At 53.0% G+C, this 20543-nt stretch carries 16 protein-coding genes; 8 read left to right on the forward strand and 8 right to left on the reverse strand.

Annotation, left to right across the window (positions count from 1 at the left end; genetic code table 11):
- Positions 1-175 precede the first annotated feature (175 nt).
- The 3 genes from ACO0LH_RS02755 to ACO0LH_RS02765 form a co-directional block, all read right to left on the reverse strand.
- Positions 176-1087, reverse strand: coding sequence for a Tim44 domain-containing protein (locus tag ACO0LH_RS02755; protein WP_422939516.1), 912 nt, complete (start codon positions 1085-1087; stop codon positions 176-178).
- 34 nt (positions 1088-1121) lie between these two features.
- Positions 1122-1856, reverse strand: a complete 735-nt coding sequence (ubiE, locus tag ACO0LH_RS02760) for a bifunctional demethylmenaquinone methyltransferase/2-methoxy-6-polyprenyl-1,4-benzoquinol methylase UbiE (RefSeq protein ID WP_422940555.1) — start codon at positions 1854-1856, stop codon at positions 1122-1124.
- Positions 1857-2080: 224 nt separating this feature from the next.
- Positions 2081-3013: a LysR family transcriptional regulator gene (locus ACO0LH_RS02765; RefSeq protein WP_422939517.1), complete on the reverse strand. Its 933-nt coding sequence runs from the start codon at positions 3011-3013 to the stop codon at positions 2081-2083.
- Between the two features lie 130 nt (positions 3014-3143).
- Between ACO0LH_RS02765 and ACO0LH_RS02770 the strand changes: the two genes are divergently transcribed.
- Together ACO0LH_RS02770 and ACO0LH_RS02775 are read left to right on the forward strand one after the other, a co-directional pair.
- A complete protein-coding gene (locus tag ACO0LH_RS02770; RefSeq protein WP_422939518.1) occupies positions 3144-4178 on the forward strand; it encodes an NADP-dependent oxidoreductase in 1035 nt (344 codons plus the stop codon).
- A gap of 5 nt (positions 4179-4183) precedes the next feature.
- Positions 4184-4879: a hypothetical protein gene (locus tag ACO0LH_RS02775; protein WP_422939519.1), complete on the forward strand. Its 696-nt coding sequence runs from the start codon at positions 4184-4186 to the stop codon at positions 4877-4879.
- Positions 4880-5381: 502 nt separating this feature from the next.
- Here the strand turns inward: ACO0LH_RS02775 and ACO0LH_RS02780 are convergent.
- The 3 genes from ACO0LH_RS02780 to ACO0LH_RS02790 are packed head-to-tail and all read right to left on the reverse strand — an operon-like array spanning position 5382 to position 10194.
- Positions 5382-5801 carry a gamma-butyrobetaine hydroxylase-like domain-containing protein gene (locus tag ACO0LH_RS02780; protein ID WP_422939520.1) on the reverse strand — a complete coding sequence of 140 codons (420 nt, stop codon included), beginning with the start codon at positions 5799-5801 and terminating at the stop codon, positions 5382-5384.
- Positions 5798-6223, reverse strand: coding sequence for an HIT family protein (locus tag ACO0LH_RS02785; protein ID WP_422939521.1), 426 nt, complete (start codon positions 6221-6223; stop codon positions 5798-5800). Before ACO0LH_RS02785 ends, ACO0LH_RS02780 begins: the two co-directional genes overlap by 4 nt.
- Positions 6223-10194, reverse strand: coding sequence for a DUF3683 domain-containing protein (locus ACO0LH_RS02790; RefSeq protein WP_422939522.1), 3972 nt, complete (start codon positions 10192-10194; stop codon positions 6223-6225). The genes ACO0LH_RS02785 and ACO0LH_RS02790 overlap by 1 nt, the downstream gene beginning before the upstream one ends.
- 326 nt (positions 10195-10520) lie before the next feature.
- On the opposite strand from ACO0LH_RS02790, the gene ACO0LH_RS02795 reads away from it, so the two are divergent.
- Together ACO0LH_RS02795 and ACO0LH_RS02800 are read left to right on the forward strand one after the other, a co-directional pair.
- Positions 10521-11237, forward strand: a complete 717-nt coding sequence (locus tag ACO0LH_RS02795; protein WP_422939523.1) for an SDR family NAD(P)-dependent oxidoreductase — start codon at positions 10521-10523, stop codon at positions 11235-11237.
- Between the two features lie 107 nt (positions 11238-11344).
- Positions 11345-11983 (forward strand): TetR family transcriptional regulator, encoded by a 639-nt coding sequence (locus ACO0LH_RS02800; protein ID WP_422939524.1) that lies wholly within the window; start codon positions 11345-11347, stop codon positions 11981-11983.
- Positions 11984-12120: 137 nt separating this feature from the next.
- Here ACO0LH_RS02800 and ACO0LH_RS02805 read toward each other — a convergent pair whose 3' ends face one another.
- Both ACO0LH_RS02805 and ACO0LH_RS02810 read right to left on the reverse strand, forming a co-directional pair.
- Positions 12121-13407: an HAD family hydrolase gene (locus tag ACO0LH_RS02805; RefSeq protein WP_422939525.1), complete on the reverse strand. Its 1287-nt coding sequence runs from the start codon at positions 13405-13407 to the stop codon at positions 12121-12123.
- Between the two features lie 290 nt (positions 13408-13697).
- Complete coding sequence (locus tag ACO0LH_RS02810; protein WP_422939526.1) at positions 13698-14189, reverse strand: YqaA family protein; 492 nt, start codon at positions 14187-14189, stop codon at positions 13698-13700.
- Positions 14190-14270: 81 nt separating this feature from the next.
- Here ACO0LH_RS02810 and ilvA point away from each other — a divergent pair, with 81 nt between their 5' ends.
- The 4 genes from ilvA (at position 14271) to ACO0LH_RS02830 (ending at position 20525) form a co-directional block, all read left to right on the forward strand.
- Positions 14271-15806: a threonine ammonia-lyase, biosynthetic gene (gene ilvA / locus ACO0LH_RS02815; protein ID WP_422939527.1), complete on the forward strand. Its 1536-nt coding sequence runs from the start codon at positions 14271-14273 to the stop codon at positions 15804-15806.
- Between the two features lie 117 nt (positions 15807-15923).
- Entirely contained in the window at positions 15924-16772 is an 849-nt protein-coding gene (gene queF / locus ACO0LH_RS02820; protein ID WP_422939528.1) for an NADPH-dependent 7-cyano-7-deazaguanine reductase QueF, read from the forward strand.
- Between the two features lie 91 nt (positions 16773-16863).
- Complete coding sequence (locus ACO0LH_RS02825) at positions 16864-17448, forward strand: hypothetical protein (protein ID WP_422939529.1); 585 nt, start codon at positions 16864-16866, stop codon at positions 17446-17448.
- Between the two features lie 404 nt (positions 17449-17852).
- Positions 17853-20525, forward strand: coding sequence for an EAL domain-containing protein (locus ACO0LH_RS02830; protein ID WP_422939530.1), 2673 nt, complete (start codon positions 17853-17855; stop codon positions 20523-20525).
- The last annotated feature ends 18 nt before the right edge of the window (positions 20526-20543 follow it).

The raw sequence follows: 20543 nt of genomic DNA on the forward strand, positions 1-20543 counted from the left end.
GGGCAAAAAACTGTCAGGCATTTTTGCCTGTTTTTGCATAAGCCCGGAAATAAAAAAACCGCCCAGCAATCGCGGGCGGCTTCCAGTTTAACAGCTTATCGCAGTGTACATGGTTGCGCTATAGTAAACCGTGGGCAAACATGAGCAAACTTCAGCCTGCTCATGCGCACTGTCATCACTGCACTTGCTGTATGCCTGCCAGTACCCAACCGCCCTGACCGCTGACAGGTTTGGACAGGTTCCAGACTTCATTGAAGGCTTCTGCCGGTGCATTTTGTGCTTCCTTGATCATGCCGGTAAAGCGTACGCTGGCCAGATGATCATTGCCACTGCTTTCCAGGCCCAGTAACTCGGCATCAATCGACACCACGTCAGTCACGTTGGTAGTCGCACCACGCTCCTGGATTTCAAGCTTCAGTTCAGCATACATCTCTGGCGTCGTAAATTCACGCAGGTCATTGATGTCAGCCTTGTCCCATGCCGCCTGCAGGCGGATGAAATAAGATTTCGAATTACGCAGGAAACCTGGCACATCAAAATCAGCTGGAACACCCCAGGGCGCATTATTTGCTGGCGCACTTGCAGATGCCATCGAATTACCCTGGAAAGCCTGTGGCTCTTGACGGGAAATGTCTGATGCAGGCACACCGGCATAAGCAGGCTGTGAAAAAGCCGACGCCCCGCCATTGGTCTGGTCACTATTACGACGGAACAGACGCACCACAAAATAAATCGCAAAGCCGATCAGCGCAAAGGTCAGCAATGAGCCCAGCGCACCACCCAGGGCACCGCCCAGGCCAAAATGGGACAAGGCTGCGCCCAGCAGGGCACCACCGATCAGGCCGCCAACAATGCCCTTCCAGGGTGTTGCCGGTTTAGGCGGGATCGCAGCAGCAGGTGCTGCCGCTGGTGTCGCAGGCCGGGCCTGGTTGGCGTTGTTGCTGACAGGCGGTGTCGCCTGACGCGATACATTGTTTGATTGACGGCCAATGGAACCACCGCCACCAAGGCGCTTGGCCTCTGCATCCGACAAGGTCATTGCCATGGTGCTTGCTACCATCAGCATGGCGATCAGAAATTTTTTCATCATTTGACTCCTGTTTGTTTCAAATTCATCGACTTCAACATTTGATACCGGTGTGTAAAGCGGCCACACCTGCCGTCAGATTGAAATACTGTACTCTTTCCAGCCCTGCCGTTTCCATCATGCCTTTCAGGGTTTCCTGATCGGGATGCATGCGTATGGATTCGGCCAGGTATTTATAGCTCTCGGCATCACCGGCTATTTTTTGCCCCATCCACGGCAAGACCTTGAATGAATACAGGTCATACGGTTTTTGCAATATTTCCGGCACTTTGGAAAATTCCAGTACCAGCAGTTTGCCGCCTGGTTTCAATACCCTTTGCATTTCTGCGAGGGCCTGATCCTTGTGCGTCATATTGCGCAAACCAAAAGCCACCGACACGCGGTCAAAGTAATTGTCCTGAAATGGCAATTTCTCTGCATCACAAAGCAAGGTGGGGGTGATCAGGCCTTTATTCAAGAGGCGGTCACGCCCCACCCTGAGCATGGATTCATTGATGTCGGTATGCCAGACTTCACCGGTCTTGCCTGCCTGCCTGGCGAATTCCTTGGTCAGGTCACCAGTACCGCCAGCAATATCCAGCACCTTGAAGCCCGGGCGCACTCCAGCCTGGGCAACGGTAAAAATCTTCCAGACACGGTGCAGACCAGCCGACATCATGTCATTCATGACATCATATTTTGCCGCCACCGAATGAAATACTTCGGCCACTTTATGGACCTTCTGGTCTTCTTCGACGGTGGTATAACCAAAATGGGTGGTATTGCTCATATTCTTAGCCTTTTCTTCTTTCAAGGGGATGACGCCGGTTTGTCTGCCTGCCATGTTAACCATGGCAGCATGCTTCACACGCATCCCAGTAAATTCGCTATGTAACGGATTGTAGCCTATTCATTGCGCAAAACCCTGCGCCTGGCGAAAATCAAGTATCCCAGGTTTCGCTGGATTGCCTGAACCTGCCCAAAGTTGCCACCTTCAGCCACCTTCAGCCACATTCAGACATTATGCCCGGCAAGTGTCTGCGCCAGTTCAATTTGCCACTGGGCAGCGTTTTTGCCATTCCAGACCAGGTGGATTTCTTCGCTGCACTGGAAGCCGCAATCGCTGACTTCCAGCCTGAGCAAATCGCTGTCGGTCAACGCAAAGTCAGGCAAATAAGCGAGCGCCTGGCCGGATTTGACCATGGACAGCAATAATTGCAAATCATCTATCCAGTAGCGTATCTTGCGCGGCAACTGGTCATCACGCCAGCCATCAGAACGTGTGCCACGCTGCTTGCCGCAAAACAGCGAACGTGAAGGGCTGACAAAATCATGAGCCAGCACCTGCTCGCTGCTGACCTGCCAGTGATCAGGCTTTCCTGCATGAGCACGTGCCTGTGCATCGCTGACCAGTGGATGCTGACGCCCCGCCAGCAACTGTAAATTCAAGGCCCCCAAAGGCGTGCTGACCCAGTCTGCCGACCAATGCCCGCCACGCCCGTGCAGCACTTCACCGGTCACCAGTGCATTATTTACTTCACCACTTGCCAGCGCCGCCAGGGCATCATCTTCATACATGCTGGATAAATGGATTTCAGCATCAGCATACGCCGTCATGGCTTGCCTGAACTGGGCAGCGTGCCGCCATAGCAATATAGCAGGCCCGGCAACGCGGCAATTGAAACTGGCCTGCCCGCCACTGACATCGGCTTTGGCCTGGTCTGCCATCGCCAGCATATTGCGGGCAAAATCGAGCATGCGCAAGCCACTGGCATTCAGACTCAGTTGCTTGGCAGAACGGTTAAACAAGACGGTATCGATATCCCCTTCCAGCCTGCGCAGGGCTTTGGACACGGCAGAAGGCGTCAGGTGCAATTCCAACGCCGCCGCCCCCAGCGAAGGCTGCCTGGCTACACAGGCGAAAATTTTCAGGTCTATCAGGTTCATATGCTGATGCTTTAAACTAAATTTCCATTTTGGACATAAAAACTGAATTTATATTGCTTTACGAGACATTTTATCAGTTCTACTATGTAAGCATCCACTTCACTCATTGACTCCTATCTCGGAACTCACCATGACCAACACAGAAAATGTCGTACACCAGCAATGGATATACAGCCGCCATCCGACTGGCATCGTCAGCGATGAACACTATGCATTGCGCAGCCAGCCTTTGGACACCTCGCTGGACCGTGATGAGGTCTTGATAGCCGCCCGCTATATCAGCGTAGACCCTTACATGCGTATCAACCAGTCGTCCAAACCCACGTATAACCCGGAACCACACCCGCTCAACACCGTGCAGGCCGCTGGGGTAGTTGGCCAGGTGCTGGCATCGAATGCCGCCAGTCTCAAAGAAGGTGACTGGGTATTTGGCATGACAGGCTGGCAAAGCCATGCGCGCGTGCATGTCAGCGCGCTGACCAAAATCGACCCGACGATTGCCCCCGTATCCACTGCGCTGGGCGTACTCGGCATGCCGGGTCGCACGGCCTGGTTTGGCCTGACCGAGGCAGGCAAGCCACATGCAGGTGAAGTCGTCGTCGTGTCCGGCGCAGCCGGTGCTGTTGGCTCACTGGTCGTGCAATTCGCCAAACGCCATGGCGCCAAAGTATTGGGCATCGCTGGTGGGGCAGAAAAATGCGCGTGGCTGAAAGACAAGCTGGGCGCAGACTGGGCGCTTGATTACAAAAGCTTCAGCAATGACGAGACACTGAGCCAGGAGATACTCAAACTCACAGGCGGTGTCGATGTGTATTTCGACAATGTCGGTGGCATGGTCACTGATGCCATCCTCCCCATCATCAAACGCCGCGCCCGTATCATCATCTGCGGCCAGATCAGCCAGTACAACGGCGGCCTCGATGTGCCGGAAATGGGCCCACGCCTTCTGCAACACATGCTGTACCAGCGCGCCACCATACAGGGCATACTGGCGCGCGACTACCTGCACCGCATGGATGAAATGCTGGCCATCGTCTCGCCCTGGGTCAAGGCGGGTGAGCTGGTGTTTGAAGAAACCATCATCGACGGCTTTGAACAGTTGCCCAGCGCACTGAATTCTTTATTCACAGGTGAGCATCGCGGCAAATTGCTGGTAAAGGTGTGAAGCGCATGAAACGCCTGCTGTCCTTATTCCTGCTCAGTTTTTGCTGCATCTTCAACGCCCATGCCGAAAACAAACACGGCCCCACCTGGGGCGTGCACGGCATGCTTTTGTTTGGCAACAGCGAAGGCATGTATGTCTCGCACCTGCCCATGTTCCATGCCCCGCATGATTACCAGGTTGTCTTGCAGATACGCTGCCTTGATCAAAAGCTCGATGCTGCCATCAAAGCCAGGCTGGAACAAAAACTGGCCTTGTGGACCATGGAACCAGAACAATTCGAGATCGCCAGACTGGCCACGGACAGCCAGACGCCGCTGAAACAGTTCAAGGCCAATATCGTGCTTGGGCATTTTGAACAGGGTGGCAAAACCGAATACAAGGATGTGACTGTCGTCGTAGAAAAAACCCTGCTCTTCCGTCAGCTATCGCCGCAAATGCACGAGAGCAAACAGGCTGTTTATCATCAGATAGGCAGTGGTTCACAACGCTTTCTGTTGAAGGAAATCGACAGCCGCCCTGACTTTGATCATGTGCTGGCGATCAGTGTGCCTGCGAATGCGGTGACGGCTGACGTGGTGGTGAAAAAGACAGGATTGCAGGCGGTAACAGATGCCGAGTTTTTGCAGGTCTTACAGGGTAAGGTGGATAAGCGGGCTGGTGTTAAGAGGACGGTTTATCTTGATAAGGCGGATCTGGAGTAAGTGACCAAGCTTAGTGCAGACAGTACACAAATGCAGGCATTAACGTCGCCCTTGAAGTTGGGGTTGTTTTTGACTTTCCGCAGTTCCCATGTGTCGACGCCGTTTGTGCTGTACAGAAAATGGAAAAAGAAGAGCCGATGTCTGAGGTGTAGCAGGGGTTTCGTGGTGCATGCACCACGCTTGCGTAACGACATGCGCTTGCAAGCGCATGTTCCTAGGGCAAGGCTGCAGGCGAGTTTCGGATCTTCCCATTTTTTGTACAGCACAAACGGGAACCCCGTAGGGGCGACGACGCCTGGGTCGCCTTCTTTGGCTTACTTTTCTTGGCGAGACAAGAAAAGGGAGTAGCTGCCGGGCTACCCCCGGCCTGCAATCTTAAGCCACTAGATTCCTGCCTGCGCAGGAATGACGTTAATGTGTGTACGATTTATCAAAAGATAGCAGTGCTGAGCTACATCTCAGACGTGAAATCTGAGTTCTGAAATCCGAGATCAACGCACACTCAGTGTTTGGTCCCACAACTACCGCCACCCTTCACCTGCATGGGCGCATCTCTCCCGGTCTCGCCACCAAACCCGGCGGCCTGCAATTTATCCATATACTCCTGCCACAACTGTGCCTGGTTTTCACCCAGCCAGTACAGGTAATCCCAGGTGAATATGCCTGAAGCGTGCTGATCTGAAAAAATCGGCCTGATGGCGTAATTGCCGACTGGTTCTATGCCAGCCACACCGATCTCACGTTTGCCGGTTTGCAGGGTTTCCTGCCCTGCACCGTGACCACGCACTTCGGCGGAAGGTGAATACACGCGCAGTAATTCAAACGGCAGCGAAAACTCTTTGCCATCGTCAAACGCGACTTCAAGTACCCGCGACTGAGTGCGGGCATTCAGGGAAGTGGGTTGTGGTTTGCCTATGCTCATGATGCGAAATTCGAAATAATGGTTTGCCTTAATTGCGGCAACAAGTTGCGACGTGCGTCTAGTGCAGCTTGGTCAGCATTGCCATGCGCAACAGCCCAGATGGGGTTGGGGAAATGCGCATCATCGGTATACCGCGGGATCAGATGCCAGTGCAGATGCGGCACCATATTGCCGAGGCTGGCGACATTCATCTTGTGCGGCTGCATGACTGTGCGTATCGCCGCTTCCAGCTTCCAGACAGATTGCATGAACACCGTCCTGTCTGCCTCTGGCAGGTCAGTCATTTCTTTGACATGCACATTCCAGATGACGCGGCAAAAGCCAGGGTAGTTGGCGTCATCAACGAGGAGGATGCGTAACTGATCTGTGCTGACGATAATATCGCCAGCACGGGCATCACATAATTCACAAGCAATGGCCATTACACCAGCACCCTTTCTATACCACCGTTATTGGCTTTGGCGACATACTCTGGCATCCAGTTTGGCCCCAGGATATGCTTGGCCATTTCGACGACGATGTAGTCGGCTGTCGTGCCAGAGTCTTCATCATAGCGTGTCAAGCCTTGCAAGCAGGCCGGGCAGGATGTCAGGATTTTAACGTCGCCAGTAAAGCCATCAGCGCGCAGTTTGTCTGCACCCTTGTTCATTTCTTCTTCCTTGCGGAAGCGTATCTGCGTGGAGATATCAGGCCGCGATACCGCCAGCGTACCTGCCTCGCCACAACAGCGGTCATTCTTTTCGATTTTTACATCATCGACCGTCGTGATCAGTGCATTGACCGTTTTTAATGGGTCTTGCAATTTCATTGGTGTATGACAAGGATCGTGATACATATAACGCGTGCCATTCACTGCGGCCAGCTTGACATCTTTTTCCAGCAAAAATTCATGAATGTCGATGATGCGACAGCCAGGGAATATCTTGTCGAATTCATAGCCCTGTATCTGGTCATAACAGGTGCCGCAAGAAACGACGACGGTTTTGATATCCAGATAGTTCAGGGTATTGGCCATGCGATGGAATAGCACGCGGTTATCAGTGATCATCTTCTCGGCTTTGTCGAACTGGCCGGCACTGCGTTGCGGGTAACCGCAACACAGGTAACCCGGAGGCAGCACGGTTTGCACGCCGACATTCCACAACATTGCCTGGGTTGCCAGACCAACTTGAGAAAAGAGCCTTTCTGAACCGCAGCCGGGGAAGTAAAACACGGCTTCCGTATCTGCTGTCGTGGTTTGCGGATTACGGATGATGGGTACCATCTTGTCATCTTCAATATCCAGCAAGGCACGCGCCGTTTTCTTAGGCAAATTGCCCGGCATTTTCTTGTTGATGAAATGAATCACCTGCTCGCGCATGGCAGGCTTGCCCAGGCTCGCCGGTGGTGCCTTGGTCTGCTTTTTGGCGAGCTTTTTCAATACCGTATTACCCATGCGCTGTGCCGCCACACCCCAGCCAAAAATCACCTGGCGCGCCGCCTTGATGGTGGCCGGATCTTTGGCGTTCAAGAAGAACATGGCTGATGCGGTGCCGGGGTTGAACGACTTTTTGTCCATCTTGCGCAAGAGGTTGCGCATATTCATCGACACATCACCAAAGTCGATATCGACCGGACAGGGCGTCACGCATTTATGGCAAACCGTACAGTGGTCGGCCACATCTTCAAACTCTTCCCAGTGCTTGATGGAGATGCCACGGCGGGTCTGCTCTTCATACAAAAAGGCTTCGACCAGCAACGAGGTCGCCAGAATCTTGTTACGTGGCGAATACAGCAAATTGGCGCGTGGCACATGGGTGGCACAGACAGGTTTACATTTGCCGCAACGCAGGCAATCCTTGACGCTATTGGCGATCGCACCGATATCACTTTGCTGCATGATCAGCGACTCGTGCCCCATCAAACCAAACGAAGGCGTGTAAGCATTGCGCAGGTCGGCAGCAAAGTCTGGCAGGTTCAGCAGCTTGCCTTTGTTGAAGCGGCCTTCTGGATCGATACGTAATTTATACGAGCGGAAATCCTTGATCTCGTCTTCAGTCAAGAATTCCAGCTTGGTGATCCCTATGCCATGCTCGCCGGAGATAACACCATTCAGAGATCGGGCCAATACCATGATGCGGGCAACGGCATGATGCGCCACTTGCAGCATGTCATAATCGTCAGAATTGACAGGCAAGTTGGTATGCACATTACCGTCACCTGCATGCATGTGCAAGGCGACGAAGACGCGGCTGCGCAAGACTTTTTTATGAACAGCCACGCATTCATCCAGTATCAGTTTGAAGGCAGAGCCACTGAATATCTGGCGCAGGTGTGCACGGATTTCTGTCTTCCACGATACCCGTACTGTCCTGTCCTGAACGATGGAAAATACCGTCACATCCGGCTGCTGTTGCAGTCTTTCATCGAAGACAAATTCCAGCTTGTCCAGACCCAGTTCCAGCAATTCTTCCTTGGCCGCACTCAGTGGTTTGTCGAGATTATTCAGCAGATAAGTCCAGCGTGCTTCTGCTGCCTGTAGCAAGACATTCGCTTCATTGACGCGGTCTTCCAGCAATTCAGATGCGGGGATATCATCGCCAGCGGCATCTTCACTCTTGCCCAGCGGCAGATTGCGCTTGGCGAAGAAAGCTTTCAGGGCATCGAGCAAGGCCAGCTTGTTTTGTATCGATAATTCTATGTTGATGCGCTCTATGCCATCGGTGTATTCACCCATGCGGTTCAGCGGTATCACCACGTCTTCATTGATCTTGAAGGCATTGGTGTGCTTGGAAATCGCTGCCGTCTTGGCGCGGTCCAGCCAGAATTTCTTACGTGCCTCTGGGCTGACAGCCACAAAGCCTTCACCGACGCGGGTATTGGCAATGCGTATGACTTCAGACGCGGCCTGGGCCACGGCATTTTCATCATCGCCGACGATGTCGCCAAACAAAGCCATCTTGGGCAAGACACCGCGCTTGGATTTGGTCGTATAACCGACTGCGCGCAGATAGCGTTCATCCAGATGTTCCAGACCAGCCAGAATAGCACCGCCCTTGCGGGTTTCGTTATCGAGATAATCCTTGATTTCTACTATGCTTGGTATGGCATCACGTGCCTGGCCAAAAAATTCCAGGCAGACGGTGCGGGCAAACTTGGGCATCTTGTGCAGGATCCAGCGTGCCGATGTAATGAGACCATCGCAACCTTCTTTTTGCACGCCTGGCAAACCCGCGAGGAACTTATCAGTCACGTCCTTGCCCAGACCTTCCTTGCGGAAGACACGGCCCTTGATATCAAGCTGTTCAGTCTTGAACGGCTGCTTCTCACCCGGGTGTGTCCATTCGAGCTTGAACTTCGCCAATTCCACATCATGGATTTTGCCGAGGTTATGCTCAAGCCTTGTTACTTCCAGCCAGTCACCATTAGGATCAACCATGCGCCATGAAGCCAGGTTGTCGAGCGCCGTGCCCCATAATACCGCCTTCTTGCCACCGGCATTCATGGCGACGTTGCCGCCTATGCAGGAAGCTTCAGCCGAGGTTGGGTCAACGGCAAATACAAAGCCTGCTTTTTCAGCCGCATCAGAGACGCGCTTGGTGACGACACCGGCACCGGAATAGATAACGGCGTAATCGCGATCAACACCCGGCAGGCGCGTCATTTCGACTGCGCCCAGTTGTTCAAGTTTTTCAGTATTGATGACTGCCGACAAAGGCGTCAGCGGTATCGCGCCGCCGGTATAACCGGTGCCGCCGCCACGCGGGATGATGGTCAGGCCCAGTTCTATACAGCTTTTGACGAGGCCAGCCATTTCATCTTCGGTGTCGGGCGTCAGCACGACAAACGGATATTCCACGCGCCAGTCGGTTGCATCAGTCACATGCGATACACGGCTCAGGCCATCGAACTTGATATTGTCTTTTGCCGTGAAACGCGCCAACAACTTGCTGGCCTTCTTGCGCAAATCATAGGTATCACGAAAATCCTTGGAAAATGCTGCCACCGCCTTGCGGGCAGCCTGCACCAATGTTTCCACGCTATTGCTGCGTTCTGCATCATCGTTGACCGTGCTGACGCGGCGCTTCTCGACTTCCGCCAGCCTGTGGTTCAGCGCATCGATCAGATCCTGACGACGGCGCGGGTTGTCCAGCATGTCGTCTTGCAGGTAAGGATTGCGCTGCACGACCCAGATATCACCCAGCACTTCATACAGCATGCGCGCAGATCGCCCGGTCTGGCGTTTGCCGCGCAATTGATCAAGCAATTGCCATGCATCTTCACCTAGCAGGCGGATGACGATTTCGCGGTCAGAAAACGAAGTGTAGTTATAGGGAATTTCCCGCACGCGGGTCGGTGTGGCGCCTTGGGGTGCATCTGCGAGCAAGGCCTGTATCTGGGCTGGAGCGTTCATCAGTGACGTGGTTGGACGGATTTTTAAAAACCCATTCTAACTTATTGCGATGCACCACGCGCCAACAGCCTTGAAGTTTATACGGTAATGAATGGTGATTCTGGCAATTTTCCAAACGGAATTTGGTAAAAACCTGCTAAAAGTGCGAAAAACCGCCATTCTTTGCAAATTCGCCACAGGCATGGCTGCCAAGAGCGCCTCCTGGCGAATTTGATTTTCACCGCCGTCTCAATTTTACACGTGCTTTACAAATGACCGCCAGTCATTTAATATAAAACACAAATGACCAACGGTCATTTATCTTGTGTTTTTATGGAGAAACTGAAATGAGCAAAGATTTACAAGGCAAATGGGCATTGGTCACGGGGGCGTCCAGCGGGTTTGGCGTCGATTTTGCACAACTGCTGGCAGAACGTGGCTGCAATCTGGTATTGGCTGCACGCCGCCAGGACATGATGGAAGAACTGGCAGCCCGCTTACGCAAGCAATACCAGGTCACGGTATTTGTGCTTGCGATTGACCTGGCCAGGGCAGGCATAGGTGCAGAAATGAAAGCCCATACCGACAGCCTGGGGGTGTCTGTCGACATCCTCATCAATAACGCCGGTTATGGCGTGTTTGGCGAATTCATCCAGCAGGACCTGCAAAAGACACTCAACATGCTGCAACTGAATATGGCCAGCCTGACCGAGCTGAGTCACGTGTATGCAAGCGACATGCAAACCCGTGGTGGCGGCAAGATTTTGCTGGTGTCGAGCATCGGTGGTTATCAGGCCACGCCTTACTATGCGGCCTACTCTGCCAGCAAGGCGTATGTGCTGCTGTTTGGCGAAGCCCTGAATGAAGAATTAAAGAAATACAATATCGCGGTGGCTGTGCTGTCACCGGGCATTACCGCGACTGATTTTTTGAAAGTGTCGGGGCAAAAAGCCACGGCCTACCAGCGCAGCATGATGATGGCATCACGCCCGGTTGCAGCAATTGGCCTTAAGCACTGTTCAAGGGCATACCGAGTATCATTCCGGGTCTGGGCAATAAACTGACTATTTTTTCCAGCCGCTTTACGCCACGCCGCATACAAATCAAAATGGCGGAGAAGCTGATGAAGAACTAGCACGCAGGCCTATTTTTAAAAAGGACAGAAGCAAGGATGGTAACCCGCGCAAAAGACGATGAGGCCAAGCAGGCCAGACGCACAGACATCCTGCTGGCGGCACGCCGCCTGTTCATGCTTGACCCGCATCAACTGCCTTCTGCCCTGCGCATTGCGGAAGAATCCGGCCTCGCCAAGGGCACGGTGTATCTGTATTTTTCGACCAAGGAAGAAATTTTCCTGGCATTGCTGGAAGAAGAATTTGCACTGCTGCTCGACGAGGTAAGGGATATTTTTTCAGCGGGGCAGCAAGTCACTGCCAGCGGTTTTATCACGCGCTATGTCAATTATCTCGAAGCGCGGCCAGAAATGCTGCGGCTTGATGCAATGGCGCATAGCGTGCTTGAACAAAACATGCAGGAAGACAAGTTGCGCGCATTCAAGCTCAATCTGATACAGGCACTGATGCAAACCGGCGCGGTGCTGGACCAGACCCTGCAACTGACACCGGGTCGCGGTGCCAGCCTGCTGACGCGCACCCATGCCATCACCAGAGGCCTGTGGCAATCACTCGATTATTCGCCATTGTTGCAGGAGATATTAAAAGACCCGGTCTTCGCGCCGATACGGCCAGACTTCAAGACAGAACTGGCGCAGACGCTGGAAGAATACTGGAGAGGTGCATTGGGCATGTGATTTGCCCGGCCATGTTTTATCGGGCTTCAGGGAAGCACAGCGCAGAACTCAGGCAATTTCTTACCGTCGAAATTAACTTTATTGCAACAATACAAACAAAAAAACGGGCAACATCTGTTACCCGTTTTTAACAAAATTTAGCCCAGCAAAGCAGGTGCTGTCTTGCCGTATTTCAGCGTGGTTTCAACCGGCACCCAGTTGCCTGTCGATTCCTGGCGGCCTTGCAGTACGAAGCGTGGATGTGCTTCTTTGGCAGCGTCAGCAGCGGCTTTCGACAATTCACCGATCTTGCCTTTTTTGAGGCGGTTCACGACCAGGCCGATTTCTGTTTCCGTGAAATCGCGCAGCATGTCGTAGTCACCATCGCTGTCGCCGGCAACAAATACCGGGCCATAGCCTTTTTGGGCAACCAGTTCGCGTTTGATGACGACGGTTTTGCCCGGGCCCCAGTTCAAAGGCCAGTCCTTGCGGTAGGCGTTTTTGTAGACATCGCCATTTTGTTCGAGGCGCAAGCCCAAGACGTTTTCACGCTTGACGTGGTAACCGTATTTTGGATTGCTGGCAAATACGGCAACCACATCTTCCAGTGATGCTGTGCTGACATACACGTCGAAACCGTTTTGACGGAAAGTGTCCATCAGTGTCGCCACTTCTGTGCACAGGCGTATGCCGTGGAAATGCGCTGTCGTGATGACACCGGCTACACCAGGCAGGGATGTCGGGCTGGTGTACTTGGTCTTGGTCAGGCTCATGCCCAGGTTGGCATCGTTGGATGCTTCAGCCAGTGCGCTGACTTCGGCAACGGTCATGTTGGCGAAGAAGTAGATGACCCATGGGTAACCGACATTGACGCCATGCGTGTCATTGACGGCTTCATACAGGAAGTAAAGCTTGGCGCGGAAATCCTGGAACTGCGCAGTTTCAATGATTTCTTCGAGGCTGCGGCCACCGGCCATGCCCTTGTAGTTGGCATGCAGGTAAGCGTAATCGCTGTCAAGGTCAGTACAAACGCTTTCCAGGTCAAGCTGCTTGCCAGCGGCGTTTTTGTAGTCGGCAGTGAAATTACCAGCCGGTACATTCTGGCGTATGGTGGCAGAGAATTCAGCGGGTGTGAGCTTGAACGCCAGGTGATTGATCTGGTACATCAGCAGCGCTTCTTCGCAATCATTCATGATGCTGGTGTTATCCCAGTCAAACACGGCGTAGGGTTTGCGTTTGGCCGAATAAGACTTGCTGGTATTGCCATGTTTGGCGATCAGTGCGGCGATCAGTTCACGGTTGCGTGGTGACCATTTGGCACTATCGAGATAGACCGCGTTTGCCGCGACCGGTTTTGCCAGCGCTGGCGTCATCAGTGCAGCACCTGCTGCGGTAGCAACGAGACCCTGGATAAAGCCACGGCGTGCCTGTTTATTTTCTTGCATTTTCTTGTCCTTAAGAATGACATGCGACGATGATATCGCCTGTCTGGAATGAGTACCAAAGCGGGCATTCAGCGATAGTGACGTATTTCAGAGGTGTGCATCACCCACTGTTAAAAAGATCACAAACCTCAACAAAAATGCCGTTGGGAAACGCATTATAGACAAACATTGTGACAGGACTGTGCAAAAACAAAAAAATTAGACTGTTTTTACTGAATAATTTCGCCGGAAGTCGATGCTTGAAATTGCCAATAAAATTGGCAACTTTCCATAAAGTTATGAATTAAGCTTCAGGACAAATAACTCGCCAGATGCGTCCAGAAGCCATCTGGCAATTTAAGCAAGAGCCAGCTGATGAGGATGTAGCGCAGGCACTTGCCCACTGCCATGTAAAAGACACTGGGCCAGAATGGCAGTTTCAACCAGCCTGCGAGGGTGCAGATGGGGTCGCCGATGACGGGTAGCCAGGCCAGCAGCATGGTTTTTGCCCCGAAATGCTCAAGCCAGCGAAACCAGTAACTTTCTTTTTCGCGGTGGAAAGCTTTTTGCGCGCCATAACCCATGGCATAGTCGACGACGCCGCCCAGGGTATTGCCGATGGTGGCGACCAGGATCACCAGCCAGAATATCTGTGGATTGGCCTTGATGACGGCAAATACTGCCGGTTCTGACCCTAAAGGCAATAAAGTTGCCGAGATAAAGCTGATCAGAAAGACTGAACTCAGACCGATTTCTGGCAGTGCCAGCATGCTTAATATCCAATGTACTCCCGCCTCTATCATGGCATTCCAGTGTGTGCAGAAAAGGCATCCATTATAATGAGCTTACAATTTTCAATTCACCAACCTTAAGATTAGACATCCATGAGCACCGATTATCTGAAAAAGATCCTGACAGCGCGCGTCTATGACGTCGCCTTTGAAACCCCGCTGGAACTTGCCTCCAGCCTGTCGGCGCGCATGGATAATCGAATTTACTTCAAACGCGAAGACATGCAAAGCGTGTTCAGTTTCAAGTTGCGCGGTGCCTATAACAAGATTGCCCATTTGACCCCGGCCCAACTGAAGCGCGGCGTCATCTGCGCGTCAGCCGGTAACCATGCGCAGGGCGTGGCGCTGAGTGCCGCCAAGGTTGGCTGCAAGGCTGTCATCGTCATGCCGACGACCACGCCGCCGGTCAAGATTGATGCGGTCAGGTCGCATGGTGGCGACCTGGTGGAAATCGTCCTGCATGGTGATTCTTATACGGATGCCTACGGCCATGCGCTGGAAATGGAAAAAAAGCGCAAGCTGACTTTTGTCCATCCTTTCGATGACCCGGATGTGATTGCAGGCCAGGGTACGGTAGGCATGGAAATTTTGCGCCAGCATGCAGAACCCATCCATGCGATTTTTGTGGCCATCGGCGGCGGCGGCCTGATCTCTGGCGTGGCAGCCTATGTCAAGGCGGTGCGCCCTGACATCAAGATCATCGGCGTACAGACAACGGATTCTGACGCCATGGCACGCAGTTTGAAAGCGGGCAAGCGCGTGACACTGACCGATGTGGGCCTGTTTTCTGATGGCACGGCGGTCAAGCTGGTGGGTGAAGAAACCTTCCGTCTGGCCAAACTGTATGTCGACGAAGTCATTACGGTCGATACCGATGCGGTCTGCGCGGCCATCAAGGACGTGTTCCAGGACACGCGCAGCATTTTGGAACCCGCCGGGGCACTGGCAGTCGCCGGTTGCAAAGCCTATATAGAACGTGCCAAGGCGGCAAAGAAACCCTTGAAGAACGAAGCCCTGGTGACCATTGCCTGTGGTGCCAACATGAATTTTGACCGCCTGCGTTTCGTGGCGGAACGCGCCGAAGTCGGTGAGGCACGCGAAGCGGTGTTCGCCGTCACGATACCGGAAGAACGCGGCAGTTTCCGCCGTTTCTGTGAACTGGTGGGCGCGCGCAATGTGACGGAATTCAATTACCGCATCAGTGACGAAAAGGCGGCGCATATTTTTGTCGGCGTACAAACCACCGAGCGGGAAGAATCGGCAAGGATCGCCAAAAACTTCGTCAAGCATGGCTTTCCTACGCTGGACCTGACGCATGATGAGCTGGCAAAACTGCATATCCGCCATCTGGTGGGTGGCAAGAGCGCGCTGGCAGAAAATGAGCTGCTGTACCGCTTTGAATTTCCTGAGCGCCCGGGTGCACTGATGCGTTTTCTGAACAGCATGGCACCGAACTGGAACATCAGCCTGTTTCACTATCGCAATCACGGTGCTGATTACGGTAGAACTTTAGTGGGTTTACAGGTTCCAAAGAAGGAAATGAAGGCCTTCCGTGAATTTTTGACAACTTTGGGTTATCGTTACTGGGACGAAAGCAATAATCCCGTTTATCAATTATTTCTTGGTTGAAACAGCTCAGGCGAGAAATAAGGATACGCAGACACAATACGACATCAGCACGACACAAGGCCGACATAAACGCGATGTAGATTCATATAGATACGATATAGACACGATACAGACAACATGACAGATCCCGTACCAAATACGCCCGAGCAATCGCTACTGGGCAAAGCTGCGACTTACAAGGCCGAGTATGATGCCAGCCTGCTCTTCCCTATCCCGCGTGCCGGCAAGAGGGAAGAAATCGGCCTGACTGGCAGCAGCCTGCCTTTTTTTGGCATGGATATCTGGAATGCCTATGAGGTGTCATGGCTGAACCTGCGCGGCAAGCCGCAAGTGGCGATTGCCAGGATCACGGCACCGGCAGATTCACCCAATATCATTGAATCGAAGTCTTTCAAGCTGTACCTGAATTCATTCAACCAGACACGGCTGGCTGGCAACGAGGCATTGATCAGTTTGCTGCAAGCCGATCTGTCTGCCGGCTTTGGTGCGGCGGTGCAGGTCAGCCTGACCACGCCAGATCAGTTTGACAAGCTGGCCATGCATGAACTGCAAGGCCAGTTGCTTGACCGTCTCGATATCGAAGTAGATTCATACACCCCCAACCCCGACCTGCTGACGGCCAGCACGGACGAAGCACCGGTAGAAGAAACCCTGATCTCGCATTTGCTGAAATCAAACTGCCTGGTGACCGGGCAGCCGGACTGGGGCAGTGTGCAAATTCATTATGTCGGGCCGCAGATCAACCAGGAAAACCTGTTGCGCTACCTGATCGGCTTTCGTGACCACAATGAATTCCACGAGCAATGTGTAGAACGTATTTTTGTCGATATCATGCGCCAGTGCAAACCGCAAAAACTGTCCGTGTATGCGCGTTACACACGGCGCGGCGGTCTCGATATCAACCCGTGGCGCAGTAATTTCAGTTCCGGCCAGGGGCCGGACAACCGTCGCAATGCGCGGCAATAGGCAGGTCATAGGCAAGCTGATAAAGCAAGCCGATCAGGCATGCTGACCTGCCATCTATGAATCCATTTTCATCACTTTGTACAATGACTCTATGTTGAAGTTTAAAAATTTTTCCTTACGCGCAGCACTTTGCGTATCCAGCCTGTTTTTCAGCATTTCTGCCAGTGCGCAAGCGCCGGTCAATGAGGAGCTGGGCTGGTGGGATAGTGCCAAGGCCAAGACCAACAAATTGCTTGATGACGGCAACCTGTCCATCAATATTGCCGGTTATACGCACCACGGGCGCGGCACCTATACGGCAGAACGCATTGCCGAACTGAACGAACGCACCTGGGGCCTGGGCTTTACCAAAACCCTGCGTGACGCCAAGGACAATGAAGAATCGCTGTACGCGATGATCATTTCCGATTCGCATTTCAAACCGCAGCCCATGCTGGGCTATGCGTATGAATGGATGAAGCCTGTGGGCGACAAGGTCGAAGTCGGCGTTGGTGCCACGGGTGTGCTGATCAGCCGCACGGACTATTTTGGCGGCTTCCCCTTCCCCGCCGTGTTGCCGGTGGCATCGATAGGCACGCGCAGCAGCAAGCTGATCGCCACGTATGTGCCGCGCTTTTCCAAAAACAAGGGAAATGGCGATGTCCTGTTCCTGTTCCTGCGCTTTGATTTGAACTGAGAGAACGGTGATTGCAAATCGGCTAGACGAAATACAAAGTAAGTATTTTATTGCTATGCTAGAACGCATTTCATGAGTAGGGGTGAGTGCGAACAAGGTGATTTGGGATGCAGTGCAAGGCGTGACGCGCAGCTAAGGCGTCCGCCTTTGCAAGCGGCGCAACGATGCAATGCGCCCAAATCGTCAGTTCCCTAAGGGTTTGTCTCATAACGCGCGCTTGGCTGCGTTGGACTCGTTCTCAGTAGCACCGCTATTGACCGCCTCACCCGCCTTGCCAACCCGCGTTATGAAGCAAACGCATCTCATCCCTATTCTTGAAATGAGTTCTATCAATCTATCAACGTTGTCCTCAGGCAGCGCTTGATGTACATTAGTCAGACTTATTAGCCACAAAGATTGTTGTCGTGATATCACCGATCCCGTTTTCTACAAGCAGTGCGCGTGAATATGTCGCCGGTAGTGACTGGCACATGGCTTTGCTGGAACATAATCCAGATGCGATGTATGTATTGATAGACGACAGCCTGGTTTATGCCAATCCGGCAGGGGCAGAACTGATGAAGGCGGCCGACCAGTACCAACTGATCGGTCTGAAGCCTGAAGCTTTTTTGCATGGCCGCCATCATGAGGGTGCGCGTACCATCTTGCAGAAATTGCGTCATGAAGGTGCGCAAAGCAAGCATGTCTGCCAATGCATACGGCTCGATGGCCAATTGCTCGATGTCGAAGTCCGGGGTACGCAATTTACCTTCAATGAGCAAACTGCCATCTTGCTGACAGCACGTGAAATCAGCAAGCATCATCGCGCTGCTGCCACCGTCACGGCTTTACCTGTGATTGATCAGGGCCGCTATAAATCCAGCCGTATGCATGAAGCCCTGCACCACGAAAAAGAAATCCTGGAAATGATCGCGCTGGACAAGCCGCTGGCCGATATTCTCGAAGACGTCTGTGACCGCATGGAAAGGCTGCTCGATAACGGCGCCCTGTGTGCCATCACCCTGTTTGACAGCAGCACGCAACAAGTGACGCTGGGTGCAGGCCCTTCCTTGCCTGCCGGGTTTTGTGCCCTGCTGAGCAACCTGCCGGTGGACACCAGATCTGGTACCGCTTCCGCCGCGATTCATTACAACCGCACGACCATCGTGCAAGACATTGCTGTCAGCCCCCTGTGGGAGAAATTGCGTGAGCCGGCACTGCGCTACGGTTTGCGGTCTTGCTGGTCGCTGCCTATCACCACGGCTTTCAACACCCTGCTCGGTACCATCGATGTCTATCACCAGAAGGTGCATAGCCCGAATGAGGATGAACAGGCCATGATGATGGATGCCTGCGATCTCATCGGCCTCGCAATAGACAAAAAGAACATGGAGCAGAGCCTGGAGGAAAGCGAAGAACGCTATCGCTCCGTGGTGACCAATTTAAGTGAAGGCATCATGGTCATCGGCCCCGCTGGCCAGATCCTGACCTGCAACCCCAGTGCACAACGCATCCTGAAGATAGAAGACATCAATGCCGTAGGCCGGCGCCACCGTTATTTCAAGACCCTGCTGGGTGAAGATGGCCAGGCGACCAAGATGGGTGATGACCCGGCTTCCATCGTTTTCCGCAGCAAGACCGCCATCCTGAACCTGTCAATGGGCGTGGAATTGCGTGATGGCTCCACCGTCTGGCTGCTGGTGAATGTCTTGCCCATCAACAAGAAGAGCAGCGCTTCCGTGTCTGCCGTGCTGATTTCGTTTACCGATACCACCGAGGTGCGCGAAACACAAAGGCGATTACACTTCATGGCCTCGTATGATGCCCTGACGGGTTTGCCGAATCGCCATCAATTGAATCAGCGCCTGGTGAAAGCCCTGTCCAGCGCACGCCGTAACCATCACAGGCTGGCTTTATTGTTTCTCGATCTGGACCGGTTTAAAAACGTCAATGATACAGCTGGCCATGCGGCTGGTGATGCCCTGCTGCGCGATGTCTCTTCACGCCTGAGCTCTTGCATACGTACCAGCGACATGCTGGCGCGCCTGGGTGGTGATGAGTTCGTCATCGTGGCAGAAGCCTTTGATGATGCCATGCACCTGAAAGACCTGGCAGAAAGGGTGCTGGCGCGCATGCGTGACCCCTTCGTCATTGACGGCAACGAATACCATCTAGGTACCTCTATCGGCATCAGCGTCTACCCGCATGATGGCGAGGATGGCCCTACCCTGATGCGCTGTGCCGATTCGGCCATGTACCATGCGAAAGAATCAGGCCGCAATAATTACCAGTTCTTCACGACAGAGCTGAACGTGCGCGCCCAACACAGATATGCGCTGGAAACCAATTTGCGCCGGGCGCTGACCGAAGATGAATTCCTCGTGTATTACCAGCCCAAGATCAGCCTCAGCACCTCACGCATCGTCGGTGCCGAAGCCCTGATACGCTGGCAGATGCCCGATGTGGGTCTGGTACCGCCGAATGAGTTCATCCCGATTTCAGAAGAAATAGGCTTGATACTGCCGCTGGGCCGCTGGGTATTGCGGGAAGTATGCAAGCAAACCCTGCTGTGGCGTCAGCGCTATTCCCCCGACCTGGTGGTCAGCGTGAATATCTCGCCCAAGCAATTCCAAGACCCGAGCTTGCCGACGTATATAGAGCAGGTCTTGCAGGAAGTGGGTTTGCCACCGTCGGCACTGCAACTGGAAATTACAGAAGGCTTGCTGATGGGTGAAATTGAGGTCTTGCTGCCCGTTTTCGATGCGATCAAAAAGCTGGGCATCAGCATTTCGCTGGACGATTTTGGCACAGGCTTTTCATCTTTATCTTATTTACAACGCTTTCCTATCGATAATTTGAAAATAGACCGCTCGTTCATACGCGAGATCCCGGAAAACCAGGATTCCGTCGTCCTGACCCATGCCATTATTGCCATGGCAAACGCCTTGGGCATGAGTGTCACTGCGGAAGGCGTGGAAAAAGCCGATCAGATGTTCTTCCTTGCTGACTCTGGTTGCCATGAGATGCAGGGCTTTTATTTTAGCCAGCCTTTGCCTGTAGAGAAATTCGAAAAATTACTACAAGACAATATTCGTTAAAAGTGTTCATCAAGTTTT

This window comes from Undibacterium sp. TJN19 (assembly GCF_049339485.1).
In the GTDB taxonomy this organism is placed as follows: domain Bacteria; phylum Pseudomonadota; class Gammaproteobacteria; order Burkholderiales; family Burkholderiaceae_D; genus Undibacterium.